Here is a 15,180-nt window from a genome sequence, read left to right as displayed (position 1 = left end):
ATGAACCTAAACCGGTGTCCAAAATCTGTTGACCAGTTCAAGCCAGCTCCCACAGGTCCCGCACCAACCTTGAGGGCACTGCCAATCCAGTGGGAGCCGGACTTGCCGGCGATCGAGCGCGCAGCGGTCGCAATCCAGCCGCCACCTGATGTGCCGGCAGTACTGGCCCCATCGCTGGCAAGCCAGCTCCCACAGGTCCCGCACCAACCTTGAGGGCACTGCCAATCCAGTGGGAGCGGGCTTGACCCGCGATCGGCTGCAATCCAGGCACATCGGCCATACGGACTAGGCGAGGCAAACGATTCTGCCGCCAACGCATCTGGCCACACTCGCCGGTACATCCGCCAGACGAGTAAAAGGCGCCGCGATGGAATTTGCATTCAGCGACGAACAGGAAATGATCCGTACTTCGGCCGAGGGCTTTCTCGCCGATGTCTCCAATTGCGCCGCCGTGCGCGCGGCCATGGGCAGCGAAAAAGGCTACGACCCGGCCCTCTGGCAGCGCCTGTGCACCGAGATGTACTGGCCGGCGATTCACATCCCCGAGGCCTACGGTGGCCTGGGCCTGGGCTTTGTCGAGCTGAACATCCTGCTCGAACAGATGGGCCGGCGGTTGTTCTGCTCACCGTTCTTCGCCACCGCCTGCCTGGCCACACCCGCTTTGCTGCTGACCGCTGACGAGGCGCAGAAAAACACCTGGCTTGCGCCCATTGCCGAGGGCCGCCTCACCGCCACCCTGGCGTTCACTCGCGGCAGCGGCTGGGGCGCGGAGGATATCCAGGCCACGGCCAGCGCCGAAGGCGAGGGCTTTGTCGTCGATGGCCTGTTCGGCCAGGTGATCGACGGCGACTGCGCCGGCTTGTTGATCGTTGCTGCCCGTACTCCGGGCAGCACCAATGAGAGCGGGATCAGCCTGTTTGCCGTCGAGGCCGGCCGCGAAGGCATCGAGCGCCAGTGGCTGCCGACCATGGACCAGACCCGGCGCCTGGCGCGCCTGCAGTTCAACCGCGTCTATCTGGGCCCCGAGGCACTGCTGGGTGAGGTCGGCAACGCTTGGCCGGCCTTGCACAAGGTGCTGCAGTTGGCCTGCATTGGTCTTGCCGCAGAGCAGGTCGGCGGGGCCCAGCAGGTCCTCGACCTGAGCGTCGCGTATATGCAGGAGCGCCAGCAGTTCGGCCGCCCGATCGCCAGCTTTCAGGCCCTCAAGCACCGCGCCGCCGACATGATGCTGCAGGTCGAGTGCGCACGCTCGGCCAGCTACTACGCCGCCTGTGTGGCCCAGGAAGTGCTCGACCCGCAGGGCGACCCGCAGGTGGCCGCCGAGCTGCCGCTGGCCGCCGCCCTGGCCAAGGCGCAGTGCTCGCAAAGCTATTTTCACTGTGCGGCGGAGTCGATCCAGCTGCATGGCGGCGTCGGTTTCACCTGGGAATACGACCCACACCTGTATTTCAAGCGTGCCCGCGCCAGCGAGAGCTACCTCGGCGCACCGGCCTGGCATCTGCAGCAGATCGCCACGCTGATCATCGGAGAGCAGCCATGAAAATCAGTTTCAGTGAACAGGACGAGCGCTTTCGTCAGGAGGTCGCCGACTGGCTGGCCGGCAACCTTTGCGGTGAGTTCGAGCCCCTGCGCTTTCGCGGTGGTCCGGGCGACGAACACATGTACCCGCAGCAGCGCAAAGCCTGGGAGCGCAAGCTGGCCGAAGGCCGCTGGACCTGTGTCGGCTGGGCGCCGGAGCATGGCGGCCGGGACCTGTCGATCAGCCAGCAGGTGATCTTCCATGAAGAGTACGCCCGCGCCGGCGGCCCCGGGCGCATGGGTCATATCGGCGAAGGCTTGGCCGGGCCGACCATCGCCGCCTTCGGCAACGACGAGCAAAGGCGCCGCCTGCTGCCCGGCATCGTCAGCGGCACGCAGTTTTGGTGCCAGGGCTACTCGGAACCAAGCGCAGGCTCCGATCTTGCCAACGTCAAGACCCGCGCCAGTCTTGAACACGGCAGATGGGTGATCAACGGCCAGAAGGTCTGGACCTCGCTGGCCCACGAGTCGGACTGGTGCTTCGTGATCGCCCGCACGGAGCCTGGCAGCGTCGGCCATCGCGGCCTGTCGTTCCTGCTGGTGCCGATGGCCCAGGCCGGCATCAGCGTGCGGCCGATCGAGCAGATGACCGGTACCTCGGAATTCAACGAAGTGTTCTTCGACAACGCCAGCACCGATGCCGCCAACCTCATCGGCCAGCCGGGTGACGGCTGGAAGATCGCCATGGCCTTGCTCGGCTTCGAGCGCGGGGTCTCGACCCTCGGTCAGCAGATGCAGTTTGCCAACGAACTGAACGAGGTCATCACCATCGCCAAGGCCAATGGCGCAGCCCGCGACCCGCTGCTGCGCCAGCGCCTGGCCGAAGCCTGGTGCGGCTTGCGGATCATGCGCTACAACTCGCTGCGCATGCTCTCCGGTGCCCAGGACGGCGCGCTGCGCAAGGAGGCGACCATCTACAAGCTGTTCTGGTCCAGCTGGCACGCCAACCTCGGCAAGCTGGCCATGGACGTGCTCGGCCCCGACGCCGAACTGCTCGAGGCCGCGCCCTACCAGCTCACCCGGCTGCAATCGCTGTACCTGTTCAGTCGCGCCGACACCCTGTACGGCGGCAGCAACGAGATCCAGCGCAACATCATCGCCGAGCGCGCCCTGGGCATGCCCAAAGAACCGCGCCTGCGTCCCTGACCGAAGGAGTTAGTCGATGTCCACCCCCAACTATGTAGCGGGCCATGGCCTGTTGCGCGGCAAGTCCGTGCTGATCACTGCGGCGGCCGGTTCCGGTATCGGTTTTTCCGCCGCCTTGCGTGCCGCCGAAGAGGGCTGCCGGGCTTTGATGATCAGTGATATCCACGAAGGCCGCCTGTACGAGGCGGTGGGCAAGATTCGCCAGGCCACCGGGCTTGCCGAGGTATCTGGCGTGCTGTGCAACGTCACCGACGAAGCCCAGGTGCAGCACTTGGTCAGCTGCGCCGAGCGCGACCTGCACGGCGTTGATGTGCTGATCAACAACGCCGGCCTCGGCGGCTCACGGGCGCTGGTCGACATGCCCGACCAGGAGTGGCAGCGGGTGCTCGACGTCACCCTCACCGGCACCATGCGCATGACCCGCGCGATGTTGCCGAAGATGATGGAGCGCCGCGCCGGGGTCATCGTCAACAACGCCTCGGTGCTCGGCTGGCGCGCGCAGAAGGAGCAATCGCACTACGCCGCGGCCAAGGCCGGGGTCATGGCCCTGACCCGTTGCGCGGCGGTCGAGGCGGCCAGCCACGGTATCCGCATCAATGCGGTCAGCCCGAGTATCGCCCTGCATGATTTTCTCGCCCGCTCCGCACCCCAGGCAGTGCTTGAACAGCTGGCGGCCAACGAAGCCTTCGGTCGCGCCGCCGAAGTCTGGGAGGTGGCCAACGTGATGATGTTCCTGGCCAGCGACTACAGCTCGTACATGACCGGCGAAGTGCTGTCGGTTTCCAGCCAGAGGGCCTGAGCATGACGCGCATATTCGACACGCCGCACGCCTTGCACGAAGCCCTCGGCGAGGTGCTGGGCGTCAGCGACTGGCTGCTCATCGACCAGGCGCGCATCGACCTGTTCGCCGAGGCCAGTGGCGATCACCAGTGGATTCATGTCGACCCGCAGCGCGCCGCCAGCGGCCCGTTTGGCGCCTGCATCGCCCACGGCTACCTGAGCCTGGCCCTGGTCAACCTGTTCCTGCCGCAGATCGTCGACGTGCGCGGCATCGCCATGGGCGTCAACTATGGCTGCGAACGCGTGCGTTTTCCCAGCGTGGTGCCGGTGGGTTCGCGGGTGCGGGGCAATGCCCAGCTGATCAGCGCCGAGCAGGTCAGTGGCGGCGTGCAGGCGGTGATCCGCGTCAGCGTCGAAATCGAGGGCCAGCAGCGCCCGGGTTGTGTGGTCGACACCATCAGCCGTTATTACCCCGCCTGAATCCAGGCATCGGAGCACTTGAACATGAATGAAGCCGTTATCGTTTCTACCGCCCGCACGCCGATCGGCAAGGCCTTTCGCGGTGCTTTCAACGACACCGAAGCGCCTGCTCTCGGCGGCCATGTGCTGCGCGAGGCCGTACGGCGCGCGGGCATCGAGGCCGACCAGGTCGATGATGTGATCATCGGCGCCGCCGCCCAGCAGGGCACCCAGGGCTACAACCTCGGGCGCTTGTGCGCGATTGCCGGCGGCCTGCCGTCGTCGGTGGCCGGGATGGCCGTCGAGCGCCAGTGCGCCTCGGGCCTGATGAGCATTGCCCTGGCGGCCAAGGGCATTATCTGCAATGAAATCGACATCGCCGTTGCCGGCGGCCTGGAGTCGATCTCGCTGGTGCAGAACAAGCACAAGAACCTCTACCGCAATCAGTCCAGCGCCGTGCTTGAGCGCGACCCGCAGGCGTACATCCCGATGATCGAAACCGGCGAAATCGTTGCCCAGCGCTACGGCGTGTCGCGCCACGAGCAGGATGCCTATGCCTTGCAGAGCCAGATGCGCACCGCCCAGGCGCAAGCCGCTGGCCTGTTCGACCTGGAACTGGCGCCGCTGAGCACACGCAAGGCGATCGTCGACAAGGCCAGCGGCGAGACCCGCTTCGAGACCGTGACCTTGCTGCACGACGAATGCAATCGCGCCGACACCACCCTGGCCAGCCTCACCGCGCTGGAGCCGGTGTGGCAGGGCGGGCAGTGGACCGAGCCCGGGCGTTTCATCACTGCCGGCAACGCCTCGCAGCTGTCTGACGGCGCATCGGCCTCGGTGTTGATGAGCGCCAAGCTGGCCGAACAACGCGGCCTCGCACCGCTGGGTATCTATCGTGGCCTGGCGGTGGCCGGTTGCAATGCCGATGAGATGGGCATCGGCCCGGTCTACGCCATTCCCAAACTGCTCAAGCGCCATGGCCTGAGGGTCGAGGACATTGGCCTGTGGGAGCTCAATGAAGCCTTCGCCAGCCAGGTTTTGTACTGCCGCGATACTCTGGGTATCGACAACCAGCGCCTGAACGTCAACGGCGGGGCGATTGCCATCGGCCACCCGTTTGGCATGTCGGGTGCGCGCATGGTTGGCCACGCCCTGATCGAGGGCAAGCGCCGCGGCGTGCGCTATGTGGTGGTAAGCATGTGTATTGGCGGTGGCATGGGCGCCGCTGCATTGTTCGAGGTGGCTTGAGCATGAACCTACCGACTGCGCAGGAAGTCCAGGGCCTGATGGCCCGTTACATCGAGCTGGTCGATGCCGGGGATATCGAGGCGATCGTGCAGATGTACGCCGATGACGCCACGGTCGAAGACCCGTTTGGCCAGCCGCCGATCCACGGCCGCGAGCAGATTGCCGCGTTCTATCGCCAGGGTTTGGGCGGGGGCAAGGTCCGCGCCTGCCTGACCGGGCCGGTACGGGCCAGCCATAACGGCTGCGGGGCGATGCCGTTTCGCGTCGAGATGGTCTGGAACGGCCAGCCCTGTGCACTGGATGTCATCGATGTGATGCGCTTTGATGAGCACGGCCGGATCCAGACGATGCAAGCCTACTGGAGCGAGGTCAACCTCAGCGTGCGCGAGCCGCAGTAGGGCTCAGGCAAGGCCCACCCCACCGGGGTGTGGCCTTGCGGGAGGCAGCGCTTACTGCGACTTTGCCGCGTCGAGAAACGCCGGGCGCTCGCCGCCACCATGCACGGCAATGTCGGCGCCGCTGACATAACGGGCCAGTGACGAGGCCAGGTACAGGCAGCTGTCACCGATGTCTTCGGGGCTGGCCAGGCGTTGCAGCGGGATGGTCGCCGCGACCTCGGCCAGGTCGCCTTCATCACCATAGTGCAGGGCTGCCTGCTCGGTGAGGATCAGCCCGGCGGTGACGGCGTTGACCCGTACCTTGGGTGCCCACTCTACCGCCAGCGAGCGGCTCAGGTTGAGCAAGCCGGCCTTGGCCGCGCCGTAGGCGGCAGTGCCGGGGGAAGGGCGGGTGGCGCTGACGCTGCAGATATTGATGATGCTGCCGCCGTCGGCCTGGGCCTGCATGATGCGGTTGGCCTGCTGACTGAGGTTCAGCGGCGCCAGCAGGTTCAGGCGGATGATCGATTCGCTGAAGCGCGGCGAGGCGCTGGCGGCTTCGGCATAGGGGGCGCCACCGGCGTTGTTGATTAGCACGTCAAGGCGGCCGAAGCGCTCGACGATCGCCACCATCATCTGCTGGACCTGCTCGATGTCCCGCACGTCGCAGGCCAGGAACAGCGCCTCGCGCCCGGCGCTGGCAGGCAATGTGGCAGGCGCCTGGCGCCCGCAGATCACCACCTCGGCGCCGCACTCGAGAAAGCGCCGGCTGATGCCGCGGCCCACACCTTTGCCACCACCGGTGACCAGAACCACCTTGCCGCGAAAATCCATAGGGTCGTGCATGCCTGCCTCGTGTTCGCCACAGTAATGAGCTGGATGCTAGGCAGCGCACGGGCAGGGGCCAACGTCCGAAGGGACTAGTAGTCCTGTCGGACGATGTTGGCGCGGCGGCCGATCTCAATAATCCCGGTACAACAACAAGCCGGGAGGACACCTCATGGGCGCATCAGCGCAAGGGCACGTGGTAACGCTGCCCGATGGTTTGCAGCTGCATTACCAGGACGTTGGCACGGGCGAGGCGGTGGTGTTCATCCACGGCAGCGGCCCGGGCGCCAGCGGGCATAGCAACTTCAAACAGAACTACCCGGCATTCGCCGCGGCCGGGTATCGGGTGATTGTCCCCGACCTGCCCGGTTACGGCGCTTCGAGCAAGCCGCAAACGGTCTATAGCCTGGACTTTTTCGTCAGTGCCCTGGGCGGGTTGCTCGATGCCCTGGATATCCAGCGCTGCGTACTGATCGGCAACTCCCTGGGCGGTGCCATCGCCATCAAGCTGGCGCTGGACCAGCCGCAGCGGGTCAGCCGGCTGGTGCTCATGGCCCCAGGTGGGCTGATGGACAAGGAGCAGTACTACCTGCAAATGGAAGGCATCCAGAAGATGGGCGCCGCCTTTGCCAACGGCGAGCTCAACGATGCCGCCGGCATGCGCCGCCTGCTCAGCCTGCAACTGTTCGACCCGGCGCTGATCAGCGACGAAACCGTGGCCGAGCGCGTCGCGGTGGTGGGCCAGCAGCCGACCTGCGTACTGTCGAGCATGCAGGTACCCAATCTGGCGTCGCGCTTGCCTGCGCTGCAGTGCCCGATCCTCGGCTTCTGGGGCATGAACGACAAGTTCTGCCCGGCTTCCGGCGCGCAGACCCTGCTTGCCGCCTGCAGCCGGATTCGCTTCGTGCTGCTCAGTGAATGCGGGCACTGGGTGATGGTCGAGCACCGCGAACTGTTCAACCGCGAATGCCTGGCGTTCCTCGCGGAGGCACGGGCATGAGCGAGCATTTGCATCGCCAGTATGGCGAAGAGCTGTACCAGGCCCTGTGCAGCGGCAGCACCCTGGTGCCGTTGAGCGAGCGTTGGGCGCAGATCAGCATCGAGGATGCCTACCATATCTCGCTCTACAGCATCGAGCGGCGGGTGGCGGCGGGTGACCGCATCGTCGGCAAGAAGATCGGCGTCACCTCGGCGGCGGTGCAGCGCATGCTCGATGTGCACCAGCCGGATTTCGGTTTTATCACCGAGCAGATGGCCTTTGCCGATGACGCGCAGATTTCCCTGAGCGCCAATCGCCTGATCCAGCCGCGCGCCGAAGGCGAGATCGCCTTCAAGCTCAAGCATGACCTGGTCGGCCCCGGCGTCACCGAGGCCGACGTACTGGCGGCGACCGAGTACGTCATGCCGTGTTTCGAGATCGTCGATTCACGCATCCAGGACTGGCGTATCCGCATCCAGGACACCGTCGCCGACAACGCCTCCTGCGGGGTTTTCGTGCTCGGTGACAGCCAGGTCGATCCGCGCCAGCTCGACCTGCCCAACCTGCGCATGCAGGTGTTCAAGAACGGCGAGCTGATCAGCGAAGGCCTCGGCTCGGCGGTGCAGGGCAACCCGCTGACTGCGGTGGCCTGGCTGGCCAACACCCTGGGCGCCTTCGGCATCCCGTTCAAGGCCGGGGAAATCATCCTTTCCGGCTCGCTGGTGCCGTTGGAGCCTGCCAGGGCCGGCGACCAGTTCTCCCTGACCATCGACGGCCTGGGCAGCGCCCGGGTGTCGTTCTGTGCCTGACCTGCGAGGTTGACGCGAATGAGCAAGAAACTGAAAGCGGCCATTATCGGGCCGGGTAACATCGGCACGGATTTGCTGATGAAAATGTGTCGCTCCGAGTGGATCGAACCGGTGTGGATGGTCGGTGTCGACCCACAGTCCGAAGGCCTCAAGCGCGCCCGCGAACTGGGCGTGAAGACCACCGCCGACGGCCTGGACGGGTTGCTGCCGCACGTACTCGACGATGATATTCGTATCGCCTTCGATGCCACTTCGGCCTATGTGCATGCGCACAACAGCCGCAAGCTCAACGCGCTGGGGGTGATCATGGTCGACCTCACGCCGGCGGCCATCGGGCCGTTCTGCGTGCCGCCGGTCAACCTCAAGCAGCATGCGGCGACGCTGGCGATGAACGTCAACATGGTCACCTGCGGTGGCCAGGCGACCATCCCCATGGTCGCGGCGGTGTCGCGCATCCAGTCGGTGGCCTATGGCGAGATCGTCGCCACGGTGTCTTCCGGCTCGGTGGGCCCGGGCACCCGGCAGAACATCGACGAATTCACCCGCACCACCGCCGGTGCCGTCGAGCAGATCGGTGGCGCCCGGCGCGGCAAGGCGATCATCGTCATCAACCCGGCCGAGCCGCCGCTGATGATGCGTGACACCATCCACTGCCTGACCGACGAGGAGCCCGACCGCGAGGCCATCCGCGCTTCGGTGCTGAGCATGGTCAAGGAAGTGCAGCGCTACGTGCCCGGCTACAAGCTGATCAACGGGCCGATTTTCGATGGCCGCAAGGTGTCGATCTTCATCGAGGTCGAAGGCCTCGGCGATTTCCTGCCCAAGTCCGCCGGCAACCTCGACATCATGACCGCTGCGGGTTTGCGCACTGCCGAGATGTTTGCCGAAGAAGCCCACAAGGGCACCCTGCAATTGCCCGTCCGTTGAGTGGAGAACTGCCATGAATCTGCAAGGTAAAAGCGTCCGTCTGCACGACATGAGCCTGCGCGACGGGATGCACGCCAAACGTCACCAGATCAGCCTGGAGCAGATGATCGCGGTGGCCAGCGGCCTGGATGCGGCCGGTGTGCCGCTGATTGAAATCACCCATGGCGATGGCCTGGGTGGGGCTTCGCTGAACTACGGATTTCCTGCCCACAGCGATGAGGAATACTTCGCGGCGGTGATCCCCAGGCTCAAACAGGCCAAGGTGTCGGCCTTGCTGCTACCGGGAATCGGCACCCTTGATCACCTGAAAATGGCCCATGAACATGGCGTCTCGACCATTCGTGTGGCGACCCACTGCACCGAAGCGGATGTTTCCGGCCAGCACATCGGCATGGCGGCGAAGATGGGCCTGGACACCGTCGGTTTCCTGATGATGGCGCACATGGTCAGCGCGGAAAAACTGCTGGAACAGGCGCGGCTGATGGAAAGCTACGGCGCCAACTGCATCTACTGCACCGACTCCGCGGGCTACATGCTGCCGGCTGAAGTCAGCGAGAAGATTGGCCTGTTGCGTGCCGGTTTGAATGCCAGCACCGAAGTCGGTTTTCATGGCCACCACAACCTGGGCATGGCGATTGCCAACTCACTGGCGGCTATCGAGGCCGGCGCCGTGCGCATCGACGGCTCGGTTGCCGGGCTGGGAGCGGGGGCGGGCAACACGCCGCTGGAAGTGTTCGTCGCCGTGCTGGAGCGCATGGGCGTGAGCAGCGGCGTGGACCTGTACCGAATCATGGACGTGGCCGAGGACCTGGTGGTGCCGATGATGGACCAACCCATTCGTCTCGACCGTGATGCCCTGACCCTGGGTTATGCCGGGGTCTACAGTTCGTTCCTGTTGTTTGCCAAGCGTGCCGAGCTCAAGTACGGCATTGCCGCGCGGGACTTGCTGGTAGAGCTAGGGCGGCGGGGCACGGTGGGCGGTCAGGAAGACATGATCGAAGACCTGGCCCTGACCCTGTCGCGGGCGCGTGGGGTGATGCCGACCTGAGAGGCGCGCTGGCTTCATCGCCGGCAAGGCCGGCTCCCACAATGGATCTGAGTACAGCGCTGAACCTGTGGGAGCTGGCCTTGCCAGCGATCGAGCGCATAGCGCTCGTAGTTCAGACAACTCCTTGCTGCGCAGGCTGCCCCGGCCTCATCGCGGGTCAAGCCCGCTCCCACAGGCCCCCATGGCCATGAACAACGCAGCAATCGCCCGGGCCTCATGCAACTCCCCACTGGCCACCCGTTCCGGGATCTGCGCCAGCGGTACCTTGATGCATTCCAGCGGCTCGGGCTCATCTCCGTCCAGGGCACAAGGGCTCAGGTCCTGGGCCAGTACCACGCGATAACGATGACACAAATGCCCCGGTGCCAGGGTCAGTTCGCCCAGTTCGGTCAGCCGTGCCGCGCGCAGGCCGACTTCTTCGCACAGCTCGCGCTGCGCCGCCTGCAGGTAGCTTTCATCCGCTTCGGCACCGCCCTTGGGCAGCCCGAGGATGGTGCCCTCTACACCCACGGCGTACTCGCGCACCATCAGCACATGCTCGGGATCGGGCATCGCCACCAGCATCACCGAGCGGTAGCCGGTACCGCGCAAACGTTCGTAGATGCGCCGCTGGCCATTGCTGAATTGCAGGTGCAGGGCTTCGATCTGGAAATGGCTGCTTTCAGCCAGCAGTTCGGTCTTGAGGATGGTCGGACAATTACGCATATGCAGGCCCACGCGGTGACGGAGGGTGGATGCCTGCACTGTGCGCTGTACTTGGCGGCCCGCCATCGTCCAAGCGGACGAGGGCGCCGCTTCAGCCGAGGGTCGCCACGCTGCGCAAAATCAAGCGCACCAGCATGGTCTGGCGGGTCACGCCGGTCTTGGAAAAGGTCGAACGCAGGTGGGCACGCGAGGTGTTGCGGCTGATACCCAGTTCTTCCGAGGCTTCATCCAGGGTCAGGCCGTTGGCCAACAGCATGGCCAGCTGGGTTTCGGCCGGGGTGAAATCGAACAGCGCACGGACGATCTCCTGCGGCGCTGACGATTGCTGCTCCGGGTCGCTGATGAAGATCACCACGGTCGGGCATTGCTTGCCTTCGCTCCAGGTCGACAGCGGTACCGAGCGCACGATGATGCCAAGGTCGGCGCGCCCGGACGGGCGTTGCACGCGCATGGCCTCGACCACCGAGGGGTTGCTGCTTTTTTGCGACAGCAGTGATTGCTTGACCAGGCGGCGGAACTCCTGGGTGTCGCGCGCGGTACCGACCTGCAGGCCGTCGTTGACCAGCTTGATGCCGTCCTTTTCCTGGATCAGCCGCTCGGCAACCTGATTGGTCTGCAGCACCTTGCCGGTTTCGTCGAGGATGATGGTGCCCACCGCCATCTGGTCGACGGCGCCGGCGTAGAGGTTGCGTTCGGTTTCGATGCGGTTGAGCTGCATGTGCAGCTTGATCGAGCGTTCCAGGTGCGGGATGAAACGCGCCAGCAGGGTTTTTTCTTCATCGCCGAAGGGCTGGTCGTTACGCCCGCGGCTGATGCGGATGCGGCACTGGGCGCCATCGCAGGTGTTGATGTCGGCACCGAGGATATGGAACACGTCCACCGGCTCGAGAAAATTCTTGTAGAACTCCGATTGCAGCAGCTCGTCGTTGGAAACGTAGCTGGCGAGGGTCACCACTTCACGGTTGGGCAGGTCGACGAATGGGTCGAGGGCAAAGAAATGCTTGTTATAGGAGGCGGTGGTTTCGCTCGAACTGCCGGTGGTGTTGACCATCAGGCCGTCGACGTGGGCGCTGGGCGGGCGCAGGATGAAGGTGACGTATTTGCTGTGCAGCTGCAGGTTGAGCTGGTTGAGGAAGGTGACCCAGGGAATGTTCTCCATTGGCCCTTGATAGAGGTGACCGAGCAAGTCGCTGAACGACTCTAGGGTGAGGCACGGCTGCATAGGGAACTACCATTTTTTATTATTAGCGTTGGCGATGGCAGAGAATAATCGTCGTCGACGCGTGCACGCAACGCTCCGTACACGCATCCGGACAGGCGTAACGCACGCCTGTCCGAAGCTGTCGGCAAGGCTCAGGCACGCTCGCCGTCAAGTACCACGAAACGCTTGTTGTCACGGGTCTCGGCAGGCAGCAGGGCGACGTCGGTATAGAACTGTTCGTACCAGCGCCGCAACTGGTAGACCGGGCCATCGCCGTCGCACAGCAGCGGGTTGTCGACCCGGGTCTTGCTGTGCCAGATCGCCACGTCTTCGTAGAAGGCGGCCTGGGCCTGTTGCACATAGGCCTTGGCCATGGCCTGGTTTTGTTCCTCGCTCAGCCCGGGGATCTTTTTCACCAGCACGCCATAGCGCAGGGTGAAGCTGTTGAGATCGATCGGCACATGGCAGTTGAGCAGGATCGAGTGGATCGGCTGGCCGTTCATCGCCCCGGTCATTTCGGTGATCTGGTAGGCCGGGCCGAAGTAGGTGGCCACGGTGCTCAGCTCGCTGTCGCCAGACAGGCGCTCGCTGCGGGCACGCATAATCTGGGTGGCCAGGTGGCCTTCGAAAACGTTGCTGAACTCGGCCACCGGCGCGCCATGGACCGTGCCGAAGTGCGCCATGTCGGCGACGTTGTCGATCAGCTCGCGGCAGTTGGTGTCGATCTGCAATTCGGCCACTTCCCAGCTGGCCCACTCGTCACTGAAACAGGCATCGATGCGCGGGATCGCCTGCTCGGCGATCGGCGGGTTACCTTGCGGGTCGTTCCAGACGAACAGCAGCTGGTTTTCCTCCATGATCGGCCAGCGCTTGACCTTGGCCCGTGGCGGAATGCGCTTGGCGTAGGGAATGTCGTCGCACACGCCATCGGCGCCCCAGCGCCAGCTGTGGAACGGGCAGCGGATCGAGTTGCCTTCGATGCAGCCGGTGCTCAGATCAGCGCCCATGTGCGGGCAGAAGCCGTCGAGAATGTTCAGTTGGCCGTCTTCACCCTGGAACGCCACCAGGCGGGTGCCAAACACGTCCAGGCGGTGGGCCTTGCCATCACGGTATTGCGCGGCCAGGCCCAGGCAGTGCCAACCACGGGCGTAGCGGTCTTCCAGCAGCTTGGCTTCAATGCGGTGCAGGGTGCTCATCTTATTGTTCTCCGGTGTATCACGGGGTGTGCTGTGCGAGTGATTCTGCCGCCCCTGTACTGGCGGGCATCGTCTGAACGGACGATGGCCGCCCGCTGGCTGACGGCTCTACTGGTGCAATCAAGCCAGCAGCGGGAGAGCAAAATGAGCAACGAGCAGGGGCGGGTGGCGGTGATTACCGGCGCAGCCAGCGGTATTGGCCGGGGCCTGGCCGAGCATGCGGCAGGGCTGGGCATGCAGTTGGTGCTGGCCGATGTCGATGGTCCGGGCTTGCAGACGCTCTGCGCGCAGCTGCAAGGGCAGGGGGCGCAGGCGATCGCCCAGGTGACCGATGTCAGCGATGTGACCCAGGTCGAGCGCCTGCGCGATGTCGCCTTGGCGCATTTTCAGCGGGTCGACCTGCTGTTCAACAATGCCGGGGTGATGCAGACCGGCTACAGCTGGGAAATCAGCCACGAGCAATGGCAGCGCATGCTCGCCATCAACCTGCAGGGGACGATCAACGGCATCCGCAGTTTTGTCCCGCTGTTGCTCAAGCAAGGCCACCCGGCACAGGTGATCAATACCGCGTCGCTCGCCGGGCTGCTCAGCAGCCCGTTGATGGCGCCGTACAACGTCACCAAGCAGGCGGTGGTGGCGTTGTCCGAGACCCTGCAGTTCGAGTTGAGCATGCTCGGCGCCCAGGTCTCGGTGTCGGTGCTCTGCCCGGGGCCGGTGGCCAGTGAAATCATGGCCTCGAACCAGGCCCGCGATCAGGCCGGCGCAGCGTTCAGCGCCGTACTTGACGACAGCATCCGCCAGGGCATGACGCCCCGCGCCTTGGCCGCCCAAGTGTTTGCGGCCCTGGCCGAGCAGCGCTTCTGGATCTTCCCCCATAAAGACTTCAAACCCGCCCTGGAGCTGCGCCTGCGCAGCATCCTTGAAGAAACCAACCCGCAGTTCCAGATGATCGATGTGCAAGGAGATGCCCATGCCGCTCGATAAGCAGATCGCCGCTGTGCTTGAGCCGTTCAGCGCCCGGGGTGAGCCCGACTACGACCAGCTCGATGCCGCGCAGTACCGCCAGTATGCCGACCACCTGTTGCCGCCGATCCCGGGCCCGGTCATGGCTGAAGTGCGCGACCTGCGGGTGGCCGGCGCTGCCGGTGAGCTGGATGCCCGGCTGTATCGGCCGCTGGATCAGGACAACCTGCCGCTGCTGGTGTTCTTCCATGGTGGCGGCTTTGTCATCGGCACACTCGAAACCCATGACCACCTGTGCCGGGCGCTGGCCAGTGCAACCGGCGCGGTGGTGGTCTCGATTGCCTACCGGCTGGCACCGGAGGCGCGCTTCCCGGCGGCGCCGCTCGATTGCTATGCCGCCACCTGCTGGCTGGTCGAGCAGGCCGGCAGCCTGCGGGTCGATGGCAGCCGCCTGGCACTGGCCGGCGACAGCGCCGGGGCCAACCTGGCGATCGCCGTCAGCCGCCTGGCCGCACAGCACCAGGGCCCGCGGATCCGCTATCAGTGCCTGTTCTACCCGGTCACCGATGGCCGTTGCGACAGCGCTTCATACCAGGCGTATGGCGAAGGTTATCTGTTGTCGCGGGCGATGATGGCCTGGTTCTGGCGCAGCTACCTGCAACGCCCTGAGCAGGTTGAGGATCCATTGGCCTCACCGCTGCTCGCCGAATCGCTGAGCGGGATGCCAGCCACCACGCTGATCACTGCCGAGTACGATCCGCTACGCGACGAAGGCGAAGCCTTTGCCGAGCGCTTGCAGCGGGCGGGTGTGGCGACTCGGGTCGAGCGCTGCGCGGGCATGGTGCATGGTTTCATCAGCATGACGGCGTTTGTCGAACGCGCTGGCACGACCCTGGCCGGCGCCGCGGCAGACCTGCGCCGGGCGCTGGTCTGAGC

16 protein-coding genes are annotated in these 15,180 nt (G+C 65.0%); 12 read left to right on the top strand and 4 right to left on the bottom strand.

Annotated features, from left to right (window positions below):
* The first annotated feature begins 367 nt into the window (after positions 1 to 367).
* The 6 genes from ABM562_RS20200 to ABM562_RS20175 are packed head-to-tail and all read left to right on the top strand — an operon-like array spanning position 368 to position 5,609.
* Positions 368 to 1,540 carry an acyl-CoA dehydrogenase family protein gene (locus ABM562_RS20200; protein ID WP_460423088.1) on the top strand — a complete coding sequence of 391 codons (1,173 nt, stop codon included), beginning with the start codon at positions 368 to 370 and terminating at the stop codon, positions 1,538 to 1,540.
* A complete protein-coding gene (locus ABM562_RS20195) occupies positions 1,537 to 2,724 on the top strand; it encodes an acyl-CoA dehydrogenase family protein (protein WP_460423087.1) in 1,188 nt (395 codons plus the stop codon). Before ABM562_RS20200 ends, ABM562_RS20195 begins: the two co-directional genes overlap by 4 nt.
* Positions 2,725 to 2,740: 16 nt before the next feature.
* Entirely contained in the window at positions 2,741 to 3,523 is a 783-nt protein-coding gene (locus ABM562_RS20190; RefSeq protein WP_233674311.1) for an SDR family oxidoreductase, read from the top strand.
* Positions 3,524 to 3,525: 2 nt separating this feature from the next.
* Positions 3,526 to 3,984, top strand: a complete 459-nt coding sequence (locus ABM562_RS20185; protein ID WP_460423085.1) for a MaoC family dehydratase — start codon at positions 3,526 to 3,528, stop codon at positions 3,982 to 3,984.
* A gap of 24 nt (positions 3,985 to 4,008) precedes the next feature.
* Positions 4,009 to 5,211, top strand: a complete 1,203-nt coding sequence (locus ABM562_RS20180; protein ID WP_258579066.1) for an acetyl-CoA C-acyltransferase — start codon at positions 4,009 to 4,011, stop codon at positions 5,209 to 5,211.
* 2 nt (positions 5,212 to 5,213) lie between these two features.
* The gene (locus ABM562_RS20175) at positions 5,214 to 5,609 is read left to right on the top strand and encodes a steroid Delta-isomerase (RefSeq protein ID WP_258579067.1); all 396 of its coding nucleotides are present in this window, start codon (positions 5,214 to 5,216) and stop codon (positions 5,607 to 5,609) included.
* Positions 5,610 to 5,660: 51 nt separating this feature from the next.
* Here ABM562_RS20175 and ABM562_RS20170 read toward each other — a convergent pair whose 3' ends face one another.
* A complete protein-coding gene (locus ABM562_RS20170; protein ID WP_115087509.1) occupies positions 5,661 to 6,434 on the bottom strand; it encodes an SDR family oxidoreductase in 774 nt (257 codons plus the stop codon).
* Between the two features lie 154 nt (positions 6,435 to 6,588).
* On the opposite strand from ABM562_RS20170, the gene ABM562_RS20165 reads away from it, so the two are divergent.
* From ABM562_RS20165 to dmpG, 4 genes are read left to right on the top strand one after another with little or no spacing between them, the layout of a single operon-like run.
* Positions 6,589 to 7,416 (top strand): alpha/beta fold hydrolase, encoded by an 828-nt coding sequence (locus ABM562_RS20165; protein WP_115087508.1) that lies wholly within the window; start codon positions 6,589 to 6,591, stop codon positions 7,414 to 7,416.
* Positions 7,413 to 8,204: a fumarylacetoacetate hydrolase family protein gene (locus ABM562_RS20160; RefSeq protein ID WP_115087507.1), complete on the top strand. Its 792-nt coding sequence runs from the start codon at positions 7,413 to 7,415 to the stop codon at positions 8,202 to 8,204. The genes ABM562_RS20165 and ABM562_RS20160 overlap by 4 nt, the downstream gene beginning before the upstream one ends.
* 18 nt (positions 8,205 to 8,222) lie before the next feature.
* A complete protein-coding gene (locus ABM562_RS20155; protein WP_115087506.1) occupies positions 8,223 to 9,131 on the top strand; it encodes an acetaldehyde dehydrogenase (acetylating) in 909 nt (302 codons plus the stop codon).
* Between the two features lie 13 nt (positions 9,132 to 9,144).
* A complete protein-coding gene (dmpG, locus tag ABM562_RS20150) occupies positions 9,145 to 10,179 on the top strand; it encodes a 4-hydroxy-2-oxovalerate aldolase (RefSeq protein WP_115087505.1) in 1,035 nt (344 codons plus the stop codon).
* Between the two features lie 147 nt (positions 10,180 to 10,326).
* Here dmpG and nudE read toward each other — a convergent pair whose 3' ends face one another.
* The 3 genes from nudE to ABM562_RS20135 all read right to left on the bottom strand — a co-directional run bounded on the left by nudE (position 10,327) and on the right by ABM562_RS20135 (position 13,281).
* Positions 10,327 to 10,884, bottom strand: coding sequence for an ADP compounds hydrolase NudE (gene nudE, locus ABM562_RS20145; protein WP_115087504.1), 558 nt, complete (start codon positions 10,882 to 10,884; stop codon positions 10,327 to 10,329).
* 91 nt (positions 10,885 to 10,975) lie between these two features.
* Positions 10,976 to 12,106: a helix-turn-helix transcriptional regulator gene (locus ABM562_RS20140; RefSeq protein WP_115087503.1), complete on the bottom strand. Its 1,131-nt coding sequence runs from the start codon at positions 12,104 to 12,106 to the stop codon at positions 10,976 to 10,978.
* A gap of 131 nt (positions 12,107 to 12,237) precedes the next feature.
* Positions 12,238 to 13,281: a Rieske 2Fe-2S domain-containing protein gene (locus ABM562_RS20135; RefSeq protein WP_115087502.1), complete on the bottom strand. Its 1,044-nt coding sequence runs from the start codon at positions 13,279 to 13,281 to the stop codon at positions 12,238 to 12,240.
* A gap of 144 nt (positions 13,282 to 13,425) precedes the next feature.
* Between ABM562_RS20135 and ABM562_RS20130 the strand changes: the two genes are divergently transcribed.
* Both ABM562_RS20130 and ABM562_RS20125 read left to right on the top strand, forming a co-directional pair.
* The gene (locus ABM562_RS20130) at positions 13,426 to 14,265 is read left to right on the top strand and encodes an SDR family NAD(P)-dependent oxidoreductase (RefSeq protein WP_460423082.1); all 840 of its coding nucleotides are present in this window, start codon (positions 13,426 to 13,428) and stop codon (positions 14,263 to 14,265) included.
* Positions 14,252 to 15,178, top strand: a complete 927-nt coding sequence (locus ABM562_RS20125; RefSeq protein ID WP_460423080.1) for an alpha/beta hydrolase — start codon at positions 14,252 to 14,254, stop codon at positions 15,176 to 15,178. The genes ABM562_RS20130 and ABM562_RS20125 overlap by 14 nt, the downstream gene beginning before the upstream one ends.
* Positions 15,179 to 15,180 lie beyond the last annotated feature (2 nt).

Source organism: Pseudomonas sp. ZL2 (assembly GCF_054788455.1).
This window is presented reverse-complemented; position numbering and strand designations above follow the sequence as displayed.